Source organism: Paenibacillus anseongensis (genome assembly GCF_009757995.1).
In the GTDB taxonomy this organism is placed as follows: domain Bacteria; phylum Bacillota; class Bacilli; order Paenibacillales; family NBRC-103111; genus Paenibacillus_E; species Paenibacillus_E chondroitinus.
Genome location: NZ_WSEM01000012.1, coordinates 240,374 through 258,524 on the forward strand (window position 1 = coordinate 240,374; position 18,151 = coordinate 258,524).

General features: G+C 47.7%; 17 protein-coding genes. 5 read left to right on the forward strand and 12 right to left on the reverse strand.

From position 1 onward, the window contains the following. Positions 1 to 2: 2 nt before the first annotated feature. Together sdhA and GON05_RS13480 are read right to left on the reverse strand one after the other, a co-directional pair. Positions 3 to 1,766 (reverse strand): succinate dehydrogenase flavoprotein subunit, encoded by a 1,764-nt coding sequence (sdhA, locus tag GON05_RS13475; RefSeq protein WP_127452859.1) that lies wholly within the window; start codon positions 1,764 to 1,766, stop codon positions 3 to 5. Between the two features lie 16 nt (positions 1,767 to 1,782). Continuing rightward, positions 1,783 to 2,436 (reverse strand): succinate dehydrogenase cytochrome b558 subunit, encoded by a 654-nt coding sequence (locus tag GON05_RS13480; RefSeq protein ID WP_157319609.1) that lies wholly within the window; start codon positions 2,434 to 2,436, stop codon positions 1,783 to 1,785. A gap of 288 nt (positions 2,437 to 2,724) precedes the next feature. On the opposite strand from GON05_RS13480, the gene GON05_RS13485 reads away from it, so the two are divergent. After that, positions 2,725 to 3,621: a LysR family transcriptional regulator gene (locus tag GON05_RS13485; RefSeq protein ID WP_127452862.1), complete on the forward strand. Its 897-nt coding sequence runs from the start codon at positions 2,725 to 2,727 to the stop codon at positions 3,619 to 3,621. Between the two features lie 44 nt (positions 3,622 to 3,665). On the opposite strand, the gene GON05_RS13490 is transcribed toward GON05_RS13485, so the two are convergent. From GON05_RS13490 to GON05_RS13505, 4 genes are read right to left on the reverse strand one after another with little or no spacing between them, the layout of a single operon-like run. Beyond that, on the reverse strand, positions 3,666 to 4,403 hold the full coding sequence (locus GON05_RS13490) for a response regulator transcription factor (RefSeq protein WP_157319610.1): 738 nt from the start codon (positions 4,401 to 4,403) through the stop codon (positions 3,666 to 3,668). A gap of 39 nt (positions 4,404 to 4,442) precedes the next feature. Then, positions 4,443 to 5,702, reverse strand: coding sequence for a cation:proton antiporter (locus GON05_RS13495; protein ID WP_157319759.1), 1,260 nt, complete (start codon positions 5,700 to 5,702; stop codon positions 4,443 to 4,445). A gap of 1 nt (position 5,703) precedes the next feature. Next, on the reverse strand, positions 5,704 to 6,366 hold the full coding sequence (locus tag GON05_RS13500) for a potassium channel family protein (RefSeq protein ID WP_157319611.1): 663 nt from the start codon (positions 6,364 to 6,366) through the stop codon (positions 5,704 to 5,706). A 14-nt stretch (positions 6,367 to 6,380) separates the two neighbouring features. Beyond that, positions 6,381 to 7,733 (reverse strand): TrkH family potassium uptake protein, encoded by a 1,353-nt coding sequence (locus tag GON05_RS13505; RefSeq protein ID WP_157319612.1) that lies wholly within the window; start codon positions 7,731 to 7,733, stop codon positions 6,381 to 6,383. A gap of 163 nt (positions 7,734 to 7,896) precedes the next feature. Here GON05_RS13505 and GON05_RS13510 point away from each other — a divergent pair, with 163 nt between their 5' ends. Further along, positions 7,897 to 9,540, forward strand: a complete 1,644-nt coding sequence (locus tag GON05_RS13510; RefSeq protein WP_181646393.1) for a CPBP family intramembrane glutamic endopeptidase — start codon at positions 7,897 to 7,899, stop codon at positions 9,538 to 9,540. Here GON05_RS13510 and uvrC read toward each other — a convergent pair. From uvrC to GON05_RS13525, 3 genes are all read right to left on the reverse strand, one after another. Then, positions 9,500 to 11,455 carry an excinuclease ABC subunit UvrC gene (uvrC, locus tag GON05_RS13515; RefSeq protein ID WP_157319614.1) on the reverse strand — a complete coding sequence of 652 codons (1,956 nt, stop codon included), beginning with the start codon at positions 11,453 to 11,455 and terminating at the stop codon, positions 9,500 to 9,502. The two genes, GON05_RS13510 and uvrC, sit on opposite strands and share 41 nt — an antisense overlap. A 103-nt stretch (positions 11,456 to 11,558) precedes the next feature. Continuing rightward, positions 11,559 to 11,873, reverse strand: a complete 315-nt coding sequence (trxA, locus tag GON05_RS13520) for a thioredoxin (RefSeq protein ID WP_127452876.1) — start codon at positions 11,871 to 11,873, stop codon at positions 11,559 to 11,561. A 138-nt stretch (positions 11,874 to 12,011) separates the two neighbouring features. Next, a complete protein-coding gene (locus GON05_RS13525; protein ID WP_127453203.1) occupies positions 12,012 to 12,395 on the reverse strand; it encodes a MerR family transcriptional regulator in 384 nt (127 codons plus the stop codon). Between the two features lie 210 nt (positions 12,396 to 12,605). Between GON05_RS13525 and GON05_RS13530 the strand changes: the two genes are divergently transcribed. Continuing rightward, a complete protein-coding gene (locus GON05_RS13530; RefSeq protein WP_157319615.1) occupies positions 12,606 to 12,749 on the forward strand; it encodes a YqzM family protein in 144 nt (47 codons plus the stop codon). Between the two features lie 93 nt (positions 12,750 to 12,842). After that, entirely contained in the window at positions 12,843 to 13,847 is a 1,005-nt protein-coding gene (locus GON05_RS13535; RefSeq protein ID WP_157319616.1) for a globin-coupled sensor protein, read from the forward strand. Between the two features lie 74 nt (positions 13,848 to 13,921). On the opposite strand, the gene dnaI is transcribed toward GON05_RS13535, so the two are convergent. The 3 genes from dnaI to GON05_RS13550 form a co-directional block, all read right to left on the reverse strand. Continuing rightward, positions 13,922 to 14,875, reverse strand: coding sequence for a primosomal protein DnaI (dnaI, locus tag GON05_RS13540; RefSeq protein ID WP_157319617.1), 954 nt, complete (start codon positions 14,873 to 14,875; stop codon positions 13,922 to 13,924). Between the two features lie 51 nt (positions 14,876 to 14,926). Further along, positions 14,927 to 16,435: a replication initiation and membrane attachment family protein gene (locus GON05_RS13545; RefSeq protein ID WP_157319618.1), complete on the reverse strand. Its 1,509-nt coding sequence runs from the start codon at positions 16,433 to 16,435 to the stop codon at positions 14,927 to 14,929. Positions 16,436 to 16,619: 184 nt separating this feature from the next. Continuing rightward, positions 16,620 to 16,982, reverse strand: coding sequence for a winged helix-turn-helix transcriptional regulator (locus GON05_RS13550; RefSeq protein WP_157319619.1), 363 nt, complete (start codon positions 16,980 to 16,982; stop codon positions 16,620 to 16,622). A 116-nt stretch (positions 16,983 to 17,098) separates the two neighbouring features. Between GON05_RS13550 and GON05_RS13555 the strand changes: the two genes are divergently transcribed. Further along, the gene (locus GON05_RS13555) at positions 17,099 to 18,145 is read left to right on the forward strand and encodes a zinc-binding alcohol dehydrogenase family protein (protein WP_246239095.1); all 1,047 of its coding nucleotides are present in this window, start codon (positions 17,099 to 17,101) and stop codon (positions 18,143 to 18,145) included. Positions 18,146 to 18,151 lie beyond the last annotated feature (6 nt).

Consider the following 18,151-nt stretch of genomic DNA (forward strand, 5'->3'; position numbering starts at 1 on the left):
GATTAATGTCCTCCCTTTTTCTTCTCCGTGGAGTAATCACGTTTCCGCGGTGCAATCAAAGATACATCAATGTCTTCATAGCTGATTTTCGGACCTTCCGGCGTCCAATCGGCAATCGTTGTTTTCATGAAATTGTCATCATCACGTTCAGGGAAGTCAGGCTTGTAGTGCGCGCCACGGCTCTCGTTACGCATTAATGCACCCACCGTCATCGCTTCAGCAAGCTCGAACATGTTCCAGAGTTGGCGTGTGAACGCAACCCCTTGGTTGTTCCAACGAGCTGTATCTGTAATGTTGATGTTGTTGTATCTTTCTTTCATGTCTTTGATTTTATTGATTGTATCTTCAAGACGATCATTGTAACGAACAACCGTCATATTCGCATTCATCATGTCGCCAAGTTCTTTGTGCAGAACATAGGCATTTTCTGTCCCGCTGTTCATTTTGAGCAAGCTCTCATAACGGTCTTGGTGACGTTTCTTCTCACGATCGAACACGATGGAAGACGTATCATCCGCATGTTTCTCTAGGCCGCGAATATACTCAACCGCTTTAGGACCGGAGACCATACCGTCATAGATAGCCGAAACAAGGGAGTTCGCGCCCAAACGGTTTGCACCGTGATGCTGATACTCACACTCACCCGCAGCGAACAAGCCCGGGATGTTCGTCATCATGTTGTAGTCAACCCACATACCGCCCATGGAATAGTGAACCGCTGGGAAAATCTTCATTGGGATTTTACGCGGATCATCGCCCATGAATTTCTCGTAGATTTCCATGATACCGCCAAGCTTGATATCAAGCTCTTTTGGATCTTTATGAGAAAGGTCAAGGTAAACCATGTTTTCGCCGTTAATACCAAGCTTCTGATCGATACAAACGGAGAAAATTTCACGTGTTGCGATATCACGAGGTACCAAGTTTCCGTACGCCGGATATTTCTCTTCAAGGAAGTACCAAGGCTTCCCGTCTTTGTAAGTCCAAATACGACCGCCTTCCCCACGTGCGGACTCTGACATCAAGCGAAGCTTGTCATCGCCAGGAATCGCCGTCGGGTGAATTTGAATCATTTCACCATTCGCATATTTAACGCCTTGTTGGTAAACAGCACTTGCTGCCGTACCTGTGTTAATAACGGAGTTTGTTGTTTTACCAAAGATAATACCAGGGCCGCCTGTTGCCAAAATAACAGCGTCAGCCGGGAACGTTTGGATCTCCATGCTGCGCAAATCTTGAGCCGCAATACCACGGCAAACATTCTCGTCATCCAGAACGGAGCCAAGGAATTCCCAGTGCTCGAACTTCGTAACGAGACCAGCTGTTTCCCAACGGCGTACTTGCTCATCAAGTGCATACAGAAGCTGTTGCCCTGTTGTTGCACCCGCAAATGCCGTACGGTGATATTTCGTTCCGCCGAAACGACGGAAATCAAGAAGACCTTCCGGTGTACGGTTGAACATAACACCCATACGGTCCATCAAGTGAATGATGCCTGGTGCTGCATCACATAATGCTTTAACTGGCGGTTGATTCGCCAAGAAATCTCCACCATAAACGGTATCGTCAAAGTGCTCCCACGTGGAGTCCCCTTCACCTTTCGTATTCACCGCACCGTTAATGCCGCCTTGCGCACATACGGAGTGGGAACGTTTAACAGGAACCAAGGAGAACAATTGCACGTGAACTCCGGCCTCCGCTGCTTTAATTGTCGCCATGAGTCCCGCAAGGCCTCCGCCGACGACGATGATTTTCGAATTAGCCACTTCTGTTCACCCTCCCTTAATGCCCCGAATGCGCTTCTACCGGAACTTGAAATTGAGTATCTGTAAATGCAGTCAAAGACATAATAAACATCACGGACATCACCACAAACAATACCATCCAAATAATGGAGGAGTAACGTTGTGCGCGAGGTCCAACCGTAATTCCCCAGCTTACAAGGAATGACCATAAACCGTTGCAGAAATGGAATGTCGCTGAAACGATACCAATCACATAAATCGTAAACATAACGGGATTCGTCGCAATGTCATGCATTGTCATACCGAGATTTTCGTGTGCAACATTGCCTAGTGCAACTTGCAGACGAGTCTCGAACAAATGCCATGCTACGAACAGGAACGTAATAACGCCGGTTACCCGTTGAAGCATAAACATTTGGTTACGGAAATAGCTGTAGTTCGAGACGTTATTACGTGCTTGATAAGCCACATAAAGTCCATAAACGGCATGGTAAAGAAGCGGAAGCCAGATGCCCACGATTTCTAACAGCAGGACCAACGGCAGACCGTTCAACCAGTTAATTTGATCCACGAATGCTTGTGGACCCTTCGTAGCTTCATAGTTAGTGAGCAAATGCTCAATAAGGAAGAAGCCCACTGGAATTACACCAAGCAAAGAGTGGATCTTTCGAAAGTAATACGAATTACCCATAATGTAACCAATTCCCCCCTCAACAAAATTTCATAAATACCATCCGACATGTTCTGACAAAACAAGCCACATACCATTCTACTCTCGCCGCAAACGAGCGTCAACCCATAATCATCCACGCCTATTTTACACCTAATTAGTAAGCGAATATACACGGTCGTCCAATAAATGTGAATAAAAAGTGACATGTACATCGTACCTCTTCTACGCTTATAATGGAAGTGCCGTTTTTTTATATACACTTATAACAAATTTGCATATACGAATGAATACGGAGATGAAAATTACATGGAACTCTTGGATGTTTTCGCCGTTGTTGTCGAACAAGTGAGCCTGAATAAAGCGTCACAGCTGCTTAATATCTCTCAACCCGCTCTTTCACGCAAAATTATGAAGCTGGAAGAAGAACTAGGCGTGGAGCTATTCATCCGCAAAGGAAAACGTCTTGAGCTGACCAAAGCAGGTCAGATCTGCTACGATCATGCGCTCGAGCTTCGCCACGTGGAACGGAAATTCAAGCAAACCCTTCAAATGTACAAAGCCGCAGGCACGCATTCTTCGATTACGGTTGGCGCCAGTTTAACAACTTTGCAGGCTACACTGCCGGATCTGATTACAGATTATCTGCAGGTTTATCCGCTCACGGAGATTAAACTGCTTACAGGCAAAACGCATGAAATCGTGACCATGGTCAAAGAAAATAAAGTCGACATCGGTATCGTCGCTTCCCAAATCAATGCATCGAGCCTGCACTGCGAGCCGTTGTTCGATGATCATCTTTGTCTGGTGCTTCCGCTGGGGCACCCATTCATTGATCGAGCCCATATTACGATGAGCGATTTGAATGACCTGCCGATGATTCTTTTCTCCAAAGGCACCTGGTATCGCATCCTGATGGATGAGCTCTTCCATCGGTATACGATTTTTCCTAATGTCCAAATGGAAATCGATTCTTTCGAGGCGATCATACGGCTCGTGTCTACCTGCAAAACCGCTACGCTGCTTCCTAAGTCGTATCTGCGAGAAGATTTGATTCAGAATAATGAGTTAATTCTGCGCTATTTAGTGGAACTAGAGCAAACGAAACGAACCACTTCGCTGATCTACTCGGACCAAGCAACAGATAACCCGGAGTCCCTTAAATTCATCGAACAAACGATCAACTACTTTGCCAGGCACAAATAAACCTCCAATTCGCTCGGCATATCGAGCAAATTAGAGGTTCTATGCTAATAGACAAACTTATAACCCACGCCCCAAACCGTTCGGATCCGCCTAGGCTCTTTGGGATTGTCTTCGATTTTTTTGCGAAGATTGGCAATATGCACATCAATCGCACGATCGGTGACATAGGAATCGAAGCCCCGGACGGTTTGCAATAAATCCTCTCGTGTGTACACACGGCCAGGATGATTGACGAAACATTTCATAATTTCAAACTCTGAATACGTCGTCTCGACCAGCTGCCCCTGAACAATCATCGAACGGGTTTGAAGATCGAGGGTAATCTTGTTTTTATCCGCGAGCAGCGCCTCATCTGTTTCCGGCTTTGTATCGTGGCGTACCGCCTGGTTCATACGTGTGTTGTCACCCGCATTTTGATACAAATTGGAACGACGGATCAAAGCATGGACTCTAGCGCTCATTTCATGCATGCTGAACGGCTTACACATATAGTCATCGGCTCCAGCCCCCAGCGCAGCCACCCGTTCAACCACTTTATTTCTCATCGAGACAATCATGATCGGCACACTCAACGTAGTTCGCACCTGTCTGCACAGTTCAAGTCCGTCCATATCCGGCAGCATAAGATCCAGCAAAATGACGTCAGGAGCAAACGGTTTAACCGCTTCAATCCCCTTTTGCCCCGTCTCCATTCGAATGACTTCAAAGCCTTCTTCACCCAAATACATGGAGATCATATCGCCGATCATAGGATCGTCTTCGATTATTAATACTTTGTACATTCGGAGTCCACCTTCGCCTCGAAATTCTCTCGTTGAGACTTACAAGACGGAACCATCAGCTTCCGGCCCGTCCGACTTCACTTCAAGTCCCAGCTTTTTCGCCACAAAAGCCGTTGTGCTTGCCTGGAACAGGATGGTGATCAGCACAGCCATAAAAGTGACACTCGCAATGAGATCACTGTGCGCAATCCCCATGCCAGCAACCATTCCGCATAAAGCTGCTGGAATGACACCTGTTTCACGAACCCAGAACATAAATAAAATCTCATTCCATTTCCACATCGCTTTACGGTCCGGCCACGTACAGACCAGCACCGTCAGCGGACGTGCGATAAAAACAAATACGAAGATGACACCCAAGCTCGTCCAAAAATGCTCGAGGATGACCGGGAAATTCACTTGGCTGCCGAGAAGAATAAAAATTAGCATTCTCATGATAATCGTAATATTTTCGGAAAAATGCTCCATTTCATGGCGCTTATCTTCCATATCAAGCTTGAACGTGCCGGCGTTCCCCCAGATCAGCCCCGCTGTAAAAGTCGCCATAAAGCCGCTAACGCCGAGGATTTCCCCTGCCAAATATGCTCCTAAAGAGGTAACGACCATAGCAATCGTTGCATAATCCCTCAGCAAGCCAAGTTTCAAGTGGGCGGTAAGAAAGGTCATCGCATAGCCGATAACAGCTCCCAGCAGAAGCCCTCCAAGTGCCGTTTTCACAAAATCAAGCGTACCTGAAAGCAGGGAAACTTCCTGCGTGCCCAGGATGACTGCAATTAGCGAAAATGTCAGAATGGAAGCCGTCGCATCATTAAATGCCGATTCACTTTCAACCGTCTCTCGGACTTTGCGGCGGATTTTCACTTGTTTAAATACCGGAATGAGCGTTGCCGGATCTGTTGATGCAATAATTGCCCCAAGGAGTAAAGCATACAACCATGGCAGATCCAGAAGGAAATGCGAAGCCGCTGCAACGGCCAAGCAGGTAATGATCACACCGGGAATGCTAAGCATGCCGACCGTAACCCAGACTTGCCGCAAACCGGTGAGCTTGATATTGCGTCCCCCGTCAAAGAGAATTAGTGCGGAGCCGATAACGAGAATGAATTGATTCGTAAACGAGACGCTTGGTTCATTAATCCAATGGAAGGCTTGTCCCGCAATCATTCCTGCTACAAGAAACATGGCGACATCAGGAAGTTTAAGCCAATTAGCTGCCTTCCCGAACAACATCCCTAATCCGAAAATGAGCACGAGCAGCACAATGACATGTTCAATGAGCTGGGAAGTTGAATTCTCCATCTTATCGGATAACTTCACTTTCAAATTCTTCGATTTGATCGTTCGTTCCGATGATCACCATGACATCATTTTCATTCACCACATCGGTAGCGGTAGGCGCGATAATAACACCTGTTTGCTTGTTAACCGCCACCACGCTGCAGCCGTATTTGGCACGTGGATCTAATTGTTTAATCGTAAGACCACATAACCTTTTCGGCACGGAGAGCTCTGCAATCGTATAATCTTTGGAAATTTCAATATAATCCAATAAATTCGGTGAATTGAGCTGATGAGCTACGCGTATCCCCATGTCACGTTCAGGATAGATGACACGGTCAACCCCTAGCTTCTGCAAAACTTTCCCATGCAATTCAGACAGGGCTTTGGCGACCACCTTTTTAACCCCTAAATCTTTCAGGACAATTGCTGTTAAAATACTGGACTGAATGTCGTCCCCGATCGCTACGACTGCGCAATCAAAATTACGCACTCCCAGAGACTTCAGCACATCTTCATCCGTGGCATCCGCCACAACGGCATGCGTAAGCTCATGGCTCATCTCGTCGACCGCTTCCTCATCCTTATCGATGCCAAGCACCTCATTGCCCAGCTTAATAAGCTCTTTGGAAATGCTGGCTCCGAATCGCCCAAGCCCGACTACCACATATTGCGTTTTCTTCATTTGTTAAGCTTCCCCTATCCAATCGTGATTTTACCCTCTGGGTATCTATATAATTCCTTCTCTTGTTTCGGCTGAAGCGCATAAGCGAGCGTGATCGGGCCAAGGCGCCCGGCAAACATCGTCAAGCTGATGAGAATTTTACCAAAAAGTGTTAAATCGGGCGTGAGTCCCATCGTTAGTCCTACCGTCGCGAACGCGGAAGTGACTTCAAACAAGATTTTGAGCAGCTGTGAATCTTCCGTGGTCGATAGCAGCATGGTAACCGTAATAACCAGAAATAAGGCAATCATCGTTAACGTAATCGCTTTAAGGATACGGTCCTTTGCCAAACGGTAGCGGAAAATGACAATATCCTCTTTCCCACGGATCATCGTGACAATGGCTGCGATCAAGATGGTAAATGTCGTTGTTTTGATACCGCCGCCTGTGGAACCTGGAGATGCCCCGATAAACATGAGAATGACCATGAAAAATTGTGAAGCTTGGCGAAGCGCGCCAATATCCACCGTATTCGGTCCTGCGGTCCTCGGCGCGACAGATTGAAAGAAGGAAGCAAGTATTTTGCCGCCTAAATCAAGTGAACCTAAAGTTCTGTTATTTGTATATTCGAATATAAAAATGATAAGAGCTCCTGCAACGATAAGAAGGCCAGTCATGCTTAGTACAACCTTGGAGTGCAAAGAGAGCTTCCTCGTTTTGCGATAATCCATTGCATCCGACATCACAATAAAGCCTAATCCCCCTAGAACAATAAGGGCCATGGCGACAAAGTTAACAACAAAATCGTCTGCATACCCAGTTAAGGAAACGAAAGGAGCATCGACGGTGCCGAACAAATCAAACCCTGCATTGTTAAACATGGAGATCGCATGCCAAATGCCGAAATACAGTGCTTTAGAAAAACCGAGGTCAAAGCTCCAACGGATCGTGAAAATAACAGCCGCAATCGCTTCGATCGATAAGGAGTAAATAATCACTTTACGGATCAAACGGACAATGCCTTCCATGCTCCCTTGATTGAAAGCCTCTTGAAGCACCAGCCGTTCCTTGAGGGTAATTTTCTTGCGGAAAACAAGGGCAAGCAGTGTAGCCATCGTCATAAACCCTAATCCCCCAATCTGAATTAAGGAGACAATGACGATCTGGCCGAACATGGTGTACGTACTTCCAGTATCAACAACAACGAGTCCTGTCACGCAGGTCGCTGAAGTTGAAGTAAACAGCGCATCAATAAATGGTACGGATTGACCGGTCGCTGAAGCAATCGGCAGTGTGAGGAGCCCCGCTCCGATAAAGATGATGACGGCGAAGCCAAGAACCAGAATTTGTGGCGGTGTCATCTGCCAAACACTTATTTTTTTACGCATAGGACCTCGTTCCCCGCTCGACTATAGTCATTCGGCTTCACTTGCAAATATAGGTATTATATAACTGATTGATTTGTATTTCCACCTAAAATTCGCATTCTTGTAAAACTCATGGTAACGTGGAAATGAAGGTTTCATACTCGTGAATTCAGAAGGGAAATGAATGATGCCAAGGCCGAAATTTAACCGATTTCTCCTCCTCCTAGCCTGTATAGGCATAGCCCTTTATGCGGGCATAACAGCTTTGTATGGCTTACAAACGGAAGAAGCGCCGGCGGGCGAGAACCCTTCCATCACCAAAGCGCAGGCCGCAGAACATGCTTCTACCTTCATCAGCGAGCGTTATGCGATCAAGGGGAGCAACACTTTTGTAGCGTATCAGTCTAAAAAAGAGCGCAGCGGCTATTTGCAGAAAGAGCATTTATCCGAAAGCTATGACGCGGCGTTTGGCAAACGCTATCCGCTGGACTATTATCAAGTCAACGTGAGTGATGCCAAGAAAAACCGTCAGTTTGAAGTTGAAGTCAACTACACGGATGGCTCCGTGATCGGGTGGCGTGAGGTCTATAACGCTGAGAGCGAGAGTGCCCTTATCAGCAAACAGAAGGCTGACATTATGGCCAAGCAGGAAATGCGGGCTCACGGGCTTGAGCCCGATGACATGAAAGCCATCGATAAAGATGACGGCGCAGCGCAGAAAGACTCTGGCTTGGTTTTATATTATGAAAAACAATCTCAACCTTTGGGAGAAGCGAAATTACAAGTTCGCACCCAATTCGATGAGAAAAATTTAGTCGGCTACACCGTACTTTTCAGCTTGCCGGCTTCGCATCTGGATTGGCTTGACGCGCAGGATCATTCCGCTTCCGTAATGACCTGGATTTCAATGGGCTTTTCCATTCTCATGACCATTGCCGCCATTGTCCTTGTCATCATTTATCGGAAACAAATGAGATTTCTCAGCGGACTGCTGCTGACGGCTATTTTCTTAGCCATTTACATCGCCAATAACTTTAATATGTATCCTGCTTTTCGCTTGATTAGCGGCGCAGGCCCGAGTGCTGAGTTCGCCACATGGGCAACCATCATTTTCATGAACGTACTTGCGGTTGGACTCGCCATTTCACTCTACTTCTCTCTTGTTGCCGGCAATGGGCTATGGAATTCAATGGGGCAGCCCAAATGGCCAACTTGGAAGGAACAAATGTATGGCACAGAGGTATTTTATGGCATGGGACGGGGCTACTTACTGGCGCTTTTCATCCTTGGCATTCAACAAGTCCTGTTCTATACAGGGGATGTCAAATTTGATGTATGGGCGGTCAACGATCCAACCGATTCCGTGCTCAATATGGTGGAACCCCGCCTCTTCCCTTTAATGGCTTGGGTTGCGGCGATTTCGGAGGAAGCCACTTACCGGCTGCTGGGCATTATCTTATTCAAAAAGCTGTTCCGCAATAATTTCATTGCGATTCTTATTCCTAGCGTGATTTGGGCGGCCAGCCACACCCAGTATCCGATCTATCCGGTCTATACGCGATTAATCGAAGTAACCATCATCGGTATTATTCTTGGTTATGTGTTCCTCAAATATGGCTTCATTACCGCCGTTTTCGCTCATGCCTGCATGGACAGCATCCTGATGGGGATGTCGCTCTTCTCCTTAGGACACGTAAGCGATGTGCTGTGCGGGATCTTGTACCTCCTGCTCCCAGCCATCGTCGGCTATTTCCTAACCTGGCTTCATGGAAAAAGGCGGGGTCCCCTTATTCCTGGGGAACCGCCGCCTCGCCTTGGAGCGCTTTGAGAATCTCGCCTGCTAATTTCTCACCTATACCCAGAGGCTTGAAGTCTTGGACTTCAGCCTCTTTTATTTTGCGCACGGAGCCGAAATGCTTCAAGAGTGCCTTCCTGCGCTTCTCCCCGATACCAGGGATGGCATCGAGCTGTGAGGCTACCATGGACTTCGCCCTCGTTTCCCGGTGGAACGTGATGGCGAAACGGTGGACCTCATCTTGAATCCGTTGAAGCAGATAAAACTCCTGACTGTCCCGCGGCAGCGGAATGATCTCCGCAGGATCTCCCATCATCAACTGCGCCGTCTTATGCTTCGCATCCTTCACCAGGCCGCAAATCGGAATGTACAGCCCAAGCTCATTCTCCAAGACATCGACCGCGGCGGAAATCTGCCCTTTGCCTCCGTCGACGACGATAAGATCCGGCATCGTCAGATTGTCCTTAAGTACACGTTCATACCTGCGGCGAATGACCTCACGCATCGTCTCGTAATCATCCGGGCCAACAACGGTTTTCACTTTGTACTTGCGATACTCTTTGCGATCGGGCTTCCCGTCCACAAAAACGACCATCGCCGAGACCGGATTCGTCCCCTGAATGTTCGAGTTATCGAACGCTTCGATCCGGCGAATCTTGCCCATACCGAGCCACTCGCCGAGGTTTTCCACGGCTTTGGTCGTCCGGCTTTCGTCCCGCTCCACGAGACGGAACTTCTCTTCCAGCGCATTGCGGGCGTTATCTTTGGCCATATCGACCATTTGCTTCTTCAGTCCGCGCTGCGGGATGTGGACCTTGACCTTCAACCACGATTCCAGCGCCTCGCGGACATCTTTCATCTCAGCCTCAGCTTGGGCAGAGGACTGCACGGGCTGCTCAGCAGGGACAACGTCTGCTGCAGCAGGGGCTGCGCCTGCTGCAGCAGGGGCTGCGCCTGCTTCCGCCTCAGGCATGCCAGGCAGGAAGATCTCCTTCGGCAGCGCAGGATTGTCGATGTACATCTGCGTGACATAGGTGATGAAGTCACTGTACTCATCGCCATAATACGGAAACAGCGAGACGTGCCGCTCGATGAGCTTGCCCTGGCGCATGTACTGGATATGTACCGCCATCCAGCCCTTATCCACCGCATAGCCGAACACGTCACGGTCCTGCGCGTCAACCGCATTGATCTTCTGCTTCTCCATCAACGCGTCGATGCTCATGATATGATCGCGCAGCTCCTTTGCGCGCTCGAAGTTCAGTTCTTCCGCTGCCGCCAGCATCTTGGTCGTCAGCTCTTCCTTAATGACATCGTGTCCCCCGTTCAGGAAACGGGTGATCTCCTGCACCATCCGCTCATTCTGCTCAGCGGATACGTCATACTCGCAAGGCGCCAGACATTGTCCGATATGATAGTATAGGCATACTTTATCGGGCATTGTCTTGCACTTGCGGAGCGGATACAACCGGTCCAGCAGCTTCTTGGTCTGCTGGGCCGCAAAAGCATTCGGATAAGGGCCGAAGTACTTGCCCTTATCCTTATACACCCGCCGCGTGACTTCCAGACGCGGCTGCGCTTCATGGGTAATCTTGATGTAAGGGAACGTCTTGTCATCCTTGAGGAGTACATTGTACCGCGGATGATGCTGCTTAATCAGATTACACTCGAGAATGAGCGCCTCCACATTGGAGGAGGTGATGATATATTCAAAGTCGCGGATTTCGCTGACTAGTCTTTGCGTCTTGGCACCGTGGCTTCCTGTAAAGTAGGAACGCACGCGGTTTTTCAGCACTTTGGCTTTCCCTACATAAATGATCGTACCTTCGCGGTTCTTCATAATATAGCAACCAGGTTTATCCGGTAATAAGGAAAGCTTATGTTTAATCATTTCCAGACGCTGTTCACGGACGGCCGCGTCCTCCTGCTCATGGTCAAACTCCGTCATGATTCCTATCTCCTTTCGTGCACAAAAAAAGCTCATTTTCAGCATAGCAGAAAATGAGCTTTTTCTCACGAACAATTGTTTCTAATTCGAATTCAGAAACAACTTATTGATGGCGAGTTACAACATTTTTCAAAGCTTCTTTGGATTGGAAACCAACCACTTTATCAACAGGCTGTCCGTCTTTGAAAACGATCAGTGTTGGGATACTCATTACGCCGAAACGCGCAGCGGACTCTGGATTGTCATCCACGTTCACTTTTGCGATTTTCAAAGCTTCTACTTCTTTATCAAGCTCTTCCAAAACAGGAGCGATCATTTTGCAAGGTCCGCACCAAGGTGCCCAGAAGTCTACAAGTACTGTACCTTCGCTCTCAACTTCAGCTTTAAAGCTGTTATCAGAAACATTCACGATTGCCATGATAGTTCCTCCTTCTAAGAATGGATTTATAACATCAAGTAGTTAATTGCTACCGATGAACGTCAACATGTAAAGTATACCACACCCATAGGCCATTTCAACCAAACCATAACTTAGCAATCCGGCTGGCTCTGGAACCTACTTGGATGGCACGCCTACCGGCAGCCCCTGAAGCCTTTGCTGCTCAATATAAGCTATACGATCCTTCAAATTCGCTTGCAGCATCTGCAGCATTTCCATTTGGCGCTCAATGTCCTGCAGCTTCTCCGTGTAGAGTGGCAGCAGATCATCGCATTGCGACTCCTGATTTTTCATGACGCAGTTTAGAAAGCTTTCAATTTGTTCGGTCGTAAAACCCAGGCTCAAATAAAACTGAATAGTTTTCACGCGTTCAACAGCCATTTGATTAAAAACCCGATAGCCGTTTTCTTCGCGCTGCGTTGCGATAAGCCCTTTGGCCTCGTAGTACCGCAAAGAACGAATGCTAGCACCTGTCAGCTTGGATAATTCACTAATCCGCATGGCTTTCACCTTTTTCCTTTTCCTTGATCAAGTAAGGATGACTTTATTGTAAACCATAACACTAATGTTAGAGTCAAGACTTATTTTATACTTTCCGCTCCTGTCTGTTATTGTTTGCATAATTGTCACTTCCATTATCTTTACAAGTTTCAAGGAATTTGGGTATACTAAGTTTAAACTTTAGAATGTCGGACGTTAGGGGGTAACCACATGAGCGATCCTAAACACCCTGAGCTTCACGTGTATGAAGAACCGCGTAACGATTTCATGGACGTTGGTATCGGATTTGGCGTGTTCTTCGCGATCTTGTTTGTCATTGCAGCCGTTGCAACTGCTATTCAAGTAATGAAGTAGAACCTGTACAAGCCCATAAATCAACCGCTTTGCACTGTTAGTGTAGGGCGGTTTTTTCATTAGACCACACTGCAAAGGGGACTTACGATTCAAATGATTAAAGTTCATCCAGATCGCCAAAAGCTCATTTCTTTTATCGGTTTAACGAACGCAGACTTACGATTATTAAAAAGTAAAGAAGAAGCCTTCCAAAGTGTTGTAGAAAAACTGGTCGACCAACTGTATGCCGAAATCACCCAGGTCCCTGAGCTTGTTGCCATTATTCAGCAGCACAGCACGATTGAGCGCCTCAAAGAGACGCAGCGTTGGTACTTTCTATCCATGGCCTCCGGACTTATTGACGATGAATACATAACGAAACGTTTATACATAGGAAAAGTACACTCCCGCATCGGCCTGACAACCTCCTGGTACTTGGGCACCTATTTAAAATATACGGACATAGCTACTCAGCATTTCAAAGAAATCATGCCTGACGAGTGGACGCAAGTGCTCCATGCGTTAAGTAAAATGTTCAACCTGGACAGCCAACTTGTATTGGAAGCCTACGAGCAGGATGAGAAGCTGAAAATTCAAACCTTGGTGGACGAGCAGGCTATTATGCTGACGACCATCTCCAGTGTTGTGCAGGACCTCGCTTCCATGATGGTGGAACTTGGCGGCAGCAGTCAAACTGTAGCCGATACCGCGATAAAAACGGCGGAATCGCAAGATTTATCCAACCATCGCATTGACGAACTCCAGCATGAGATCAAAGATATCTCGAAAATGGGTTCCGTCATGAAAGAAATTTCCGACCAGACGCATCTGCTTGGTCTTAATGCAGCTATTGAAGCTGCACGCTCTGGCGAGCATGGCCGCGGCTTTGAAGTTGTCGCCAACGAGGTGCGCAAGCTGGCTTCGAATTCACGGGAAGCGCTCGACACCATCCAGAAGAAGCTGAAGCTAATCACTCAGAAGCTCGAACTCGTGCAGAAGGGCTCCGAGGAAACAACTCACTTCGCGCGTACACAAGCTGCTAGTGCGCAGGAGCTTACTTCCTTCGTTCAAATGATTGAAAGTGTAACTACCCAGTTGGAACGTCTAAAGAAATCATAACATTCATTGATACAAGAAAGACCCTTCCATCCACGTTATCTGTGGTAGAAGGGTCTTTTTGAATGCCACGAATCCTACGATCGTCCCCGTTTATTCGTGCCGGTCACTTCAACGACCTCAACAAAAGGACGAATACGGTCCATAATTCGTTGTCCTTTGTACTCCTCGTCGCCATCCTTGTTCGTGAAACTGAAATGCTTCTCAAGATCATGCAGCGCATAGTTGGACGTAAAGAACGTCGGTTTTCTGTTCATCCTATGGTTCACAATCGCCCCAATGACATGGTCGCGGAGCCACGGGTTCAGGTTCTCCGCTCCAATGTCGTCGAAAACAAGCAGATCCGTTTCTTTCAGAAGATCGATCGTCTCTTTCAGCTTAGCGGGCTCTTGGAACATGCCTTTCAAGTCCTCAGCAAAATCCGGCATATACACGATGGCGCCCGTCATCCCCACTTTGGCCAGCTGATGCAGCATATAGCCCATGAGGAACGTTTTCCCCGTACCGAACGATCCGCATAAATAAAGCCCGCGTGTTTGCAGTCCGGTTTCCATGGTTTGATTGACGTAATCATTGATTTGCATGACGGCTTTCGCCCGGTCCAAATCCGTTTCCAGAATATCGCCAAACGAGAAGCTGCGCGAAATCATCCTTGGATCTACGTGGAACGTACGAATCCGAGATGAAATCGCATCCTGGAGCTGCTTGGAGGTAAACTTTTTGCACGCCACTTTTTCTTCATGTATATACACTCTATCGTTATCCGTATCGGCAGTTAGCATCGTATAGTGACCTATCATATCATTCGGGCAGTTCTCCAAGCCTGGGCAATTGGAGCAGGTTTTGTACTCGGTCACATATTGGTACAGCTTATTCATGTTAATCTTGACGGCATAATCATCGACAAACGGGTACTTCTCGCGAAACTTATGAACTAAGGCGTCATCCATGACCGCCTTGATTTTGACTTCGGCCTTGCGTCTCCATTCCGAGTTCGGCATGGATTTAAGAATGTGCGACAGCGATTCCATGATTGCGGCACCTCCTACATATGTGATCTCTTGATATTGTCATAGCGCTCGTCAGCTCTTCCGATTAAACCGCTCATCCAGCTTCTGGGCCATCCTTCTCGCAGCCTCCAGCTCTTCTTCGGTCAATCTGGAAGAAGCCGCAGCGCCTGCATCCTGCACCACCATTGGGATATGCGGCTTTTGCGTCTTGCCCTGCCGGCCCCTGGTTACGGATCCTCCGCCGGCCTTGGCGGCCTCCACTTTGGATGCAGCTTTCTGTTTGTAGCTGATTTTCTCGCGTACGTACTCTACGGCCTGCTCGTAAGTAATAATTTGTTTGCCGAGCATATCCGAGGCGACCGCTTCAATAGAAGACTTCGCCCATGAGCGGCGGTCGATGTGCAGGAAGTGAATCAATACATTGATGACTTCTTCGTTTAACTTATAATTCAAATCAATTTTCTCAAATATATTAAGTACGCCGTCGGGAATAGAGCCCTGAGTAAAAAACATTTTCAGGACTGCCGTATACGGCTCGTTACGCATAATGTAGTTGTATTGATGATCTGTGCATTCACCGCGCAACTGCTGCGGCACTTCCAAATAATACGCCATCTCCACGGATTTCTCTTCCGCTTGATCTGTCGAGTTTTCGGCTCCGGTCTCTTCCGTTCTGGACAAGGTTCGCTCTCTTTCCTCGTCACGCTTCTTGCTTTGCCTGTAAAAGAGATTCGCGTTGTACTGCATGAGATCCATCTGCAGCTCGCCATCTTCGCTAAAGACGCCATCTTCATCGAGCAACCGGCAAGTTTCCTGCAAGGAAAGATTATACTTCTTGGCCACAATATTAATGGCAGCCATTTGATCCGGCTTATGCTTGAGCGCCTCAACGAAAATCCGGTTGCTCGCTCCGCGTGGGAACCTCATGATAATGTCCGCATACTGGAAGCCTTTGGTTGTGACATCCAACCGGGCCTCACCCTGTTTGCTCGCAGATGCTTCATATAGCGCCTGCTCCAACTCATAGTCGACCACTTGGGTATTAAGCCTGAACAGGTCATAAAAGGGAACGGATAAATTCTCTTCACTTGCTTCGCGGCACTCTTCCGGCTCCGGCGCCAGCAAGTCCTCCCGAAGAGAGAGCAGCATGAACTTACCGACCTTATCGCGTAGCAGCAGCGTCAAATGTTGATTCCTGAAAAATTCATTGGGCCCAAGCGGCGGGAACAACGTGTAGACAAAAATATAATCTTCTTCATCCGCCAAAAACTTGCGGGTTGTCTGCAAGAGGCCAATGGCCTCAAGCTTGGAGGATTGCTCGATCAAATACTTCCGGCCTCGTTCTCCCTGCTCCAGATCTAGCAGCAGAAATAACTTACGCTGCTGTTCCAAAGCCGAAAATCCGACCTTTTCCGCACTCATCTGCTGATAGAGAGCTTGATAGAGGCTTATTGCCAAACCACCGATCATCGGCTGATACATCATCGCCAACATTTTAAAATCCAAACTGCTTAAAGAAAATTCACGGCCTACACAAAACCTGTGATTCTCCGTGAAATGCAGCATATTCGTCATTCTCATCCGTTTACAGCACCATCCTGCCTAGGCTCAACCGATTGCCTGCCACCTTGCCAGCATCTCGGTTTCTCTCTCTATTAGTCTACCACAAAAATCGACACGCTTGGTATCTAGTAGAGAAAGATAATATTACCTAAAATGAAAAAACCAACCTTTCGGCTGGCTGGGTTGGCCTTGTACATGCCGCCTAGCTTTCGATGGAACATTCCGAATTTTGTTGATACTTTTTGCCCCATTCTTTCATTAGCAAAATAATCGGCGTCAAGGTTTGGCCAAACTCCGTCAAAGAATACTCCACTTTCGGAGGCACTTGGTGGTACACCTCACGATGGACAATGCCGTCCTCCTCCAACTCACGCAGCTGCAAGGTCAGCATTCTTTGAGAAATGGATGGACAGATTCGTTTGAATTCATTGAATCTTTTGGAACCATCGATCATGTGATAGAGCAGCACGCCCTTCCATTTGCCTCCGATGACGTCCAATGTATATTCAACCGGGCAGCCTTCCCGATCTCCTGTGCTGCCATAGCCGCTTTCGCGATCACGCATAATGCCTCGGCACCTCCTTAGTATACAAATTGATACTATACCACACGAATGTGCGTACTTCCTATTTTAGAATGAATGAGCTACACTGACAACATCATAACTATCATTTATAGGAGATGAGCATATTGAGTTCCCAAGAAACGATGAAAGCCGTAGGACTATTCCGTTATCTTCCTATTGAGCATCCTGAAAGCCTTATTCATGTTGATGCCCTGAAACCAGTTCCCACTGGCAAGGATCTATTAATTAAGGTCAAAGCCATTTCCGTAAATCCCGTAGATACGAAAGTGCGTGCTCCGAAAGAGAAAACCGAAGACGCACCTCGCGTTCTGGGATGGGACGTCGCAGGTATCGTAGAGCAAGTCGGACCGGACTGTACGTTGTTTGAGCCTGGGGATGAAGTCTATTACGCCGGAAGCATAACACGCCCTGGCGGCAACAGCGAGTATCATCTCGTTGACGAACGCATCGCTGGCCGGAAACCGAAAACGCTGAATTTCGCCGATGCAGCCGCGTTGCCGTTAACAGCCATCACCGCTTGGGAAGGCCTGTATGAGCGGCTCGGCGTATCACGGAATAAAGAGGATAATGTCGGCAAAAACGTACTGATTATCGGCGCTGCCGGAGGAGTCGGCTCTATCGCCACACAGCTAGCGAAACTTGCCGGCCTTACCGTCATCGGTACAGCTTCACGCCCTGAATCTGTGCAATGGGCACAACAAATGGGAGCCGATCATATAATCAACCATTATGATGCTTTTTTGCCGCAATTAACTGCACTCGGTCTAACTGAGGTTGACTATATTTTCTGCTTAAACAGCACGGCTGAGCATTGGAAGAATATGGCGGACGCAATCGCTCCGCAAGGGAAAATCTGTTCCATTGTAGAAACTAGTCAAACACTAAATATGAATCTCCTGAAAAATAAGAGCGTCACGTTCGCTTGGGAGTTCATGTTCACGCGCGCGATGTTTCAAACATCGGACATGATCGAACAGCACAACCTGCTGAATGAAGTAGCCGAACTAGTCGATAACGGACTACTGAGCGCCACAGTGACTCAGCGATTAACGCCAATCGATGCAGCAAACCTCCGCAAGGCCCATGGCATGCTAGAGGAAGGCCATACGATAGGCAAAATTGTTCTGGAGCATTTTGAATAAAAGGAA

Bases quoted from the DNA above. Each gene is read 5' to 3' on its own strand.
- GON05_RS13525 (WP_127453203.1), bottom strand. From the start codon at position 12,395: ATGCGGATTAGTGAATTATCCAAGCTGACAGGTGCTAGCATTCGTTCT.
- GON05_RS13510 (WP_181646393.1), top strand. From the start codon at position 7,897: ATGATGCCAAGGCCGAAATTTAACCGATTTCTCCTCCTCCTAGCCTGT.
- GON05_RS13550 (WP_157319619.1), bottom strand. From the start codon at position 16,982: ATGCGTGATCGCGAAAGCGGCTATGGCAGCACAGGAGATCGGGAAGGC.
- GON05_RS13535 (WP_157319616.1), top strand. From the start codon at position 12,843: ATGATTAAAGTTCATCCAGATCGCCAAAAGCTCATTTCTTTTATCGGT.
- dnaI (WP_157319617.1), bottom strand. From the start codon at position 14,875: ATGGAATCGCTGTCGCACATTCTTAAATCCATGCCGAACTCGGAATGG.
- GON05_RS13555 (WP_246239095.1), top strand. From the start codon at position 17,099: ATGAGCATATTGAGTTCCCAAGAAACGATGAAAGCCGTAGGACTATTC.
- GON05_RS13505 (WP_157319612.1), bottom strand. From the start codon at position 7,733: ATGCGTAAAAAAATAAGTGTTTGGCAGATGACACCGCCACAAATTCTG.
- GON05_RS13490 (WP_157319610.1), bottom strand. From the start codon at position 4,403: ATGTACAAAGTATTAATAATCGAAGACGATCCTATGATCGGCGATATG.
- GON05_RS13545 (WP_157319618.1), bottom strand. From the start codon at position 16,435: ATGAGAATGACGAATATGCTGCATTTCACGGAGAATCACAGGTTTTGT.
- GON05_RS13480 (WP_157319609.1), bottom strand. From the start codon at position 2,436: ATGGGTAATTCGTATTACTTTCGAAAGATCCACTCTTTGCTTGGTGTA.
- GON05_RS13495 (WP_157319759.1), bottom strand. From the start codon at position 5,702: ATGGAGAATTCAACTTCCCAGCTCATTGAACATGTCATTGTGCTGCTC.
- GON05_RS13500 (WP_157319611.1), bottom strand. From the start codon at position 6,366: ATGAAGAAAACGCAATATGTGGTAGTCGGGCTTGGGCGATTCGGAGCC.
- GON05_RS13485 (WP_127452862.1), top strand. From the start codon at position 2,725: ATGGAACTCTTGGATGTTTTCGCCGTTGTTGTCGAACAAGTGAGCCTG.
- trxA (WP_127452876.1), bottom strand. From the start codon at position 11,873: ATGGCAATCGTGAATGTTTCTGATAACAGCTTTAAAGCTGAAGTTGAG.
- GON05_RS13530 (WP_157319615.1), top strand. From the start codon at position 12,606: ATGAGCGATCCTAAACACCCTGAGCTTCACGTGTATGAAGAACCGCGT.
- uvrC (WP_157319614.1), bottom strand. From the start codon at position 11,455: ATGACGGAGTTTGACCATGAGCAGGAGGACGCGGCCGTCCGTGAACAG.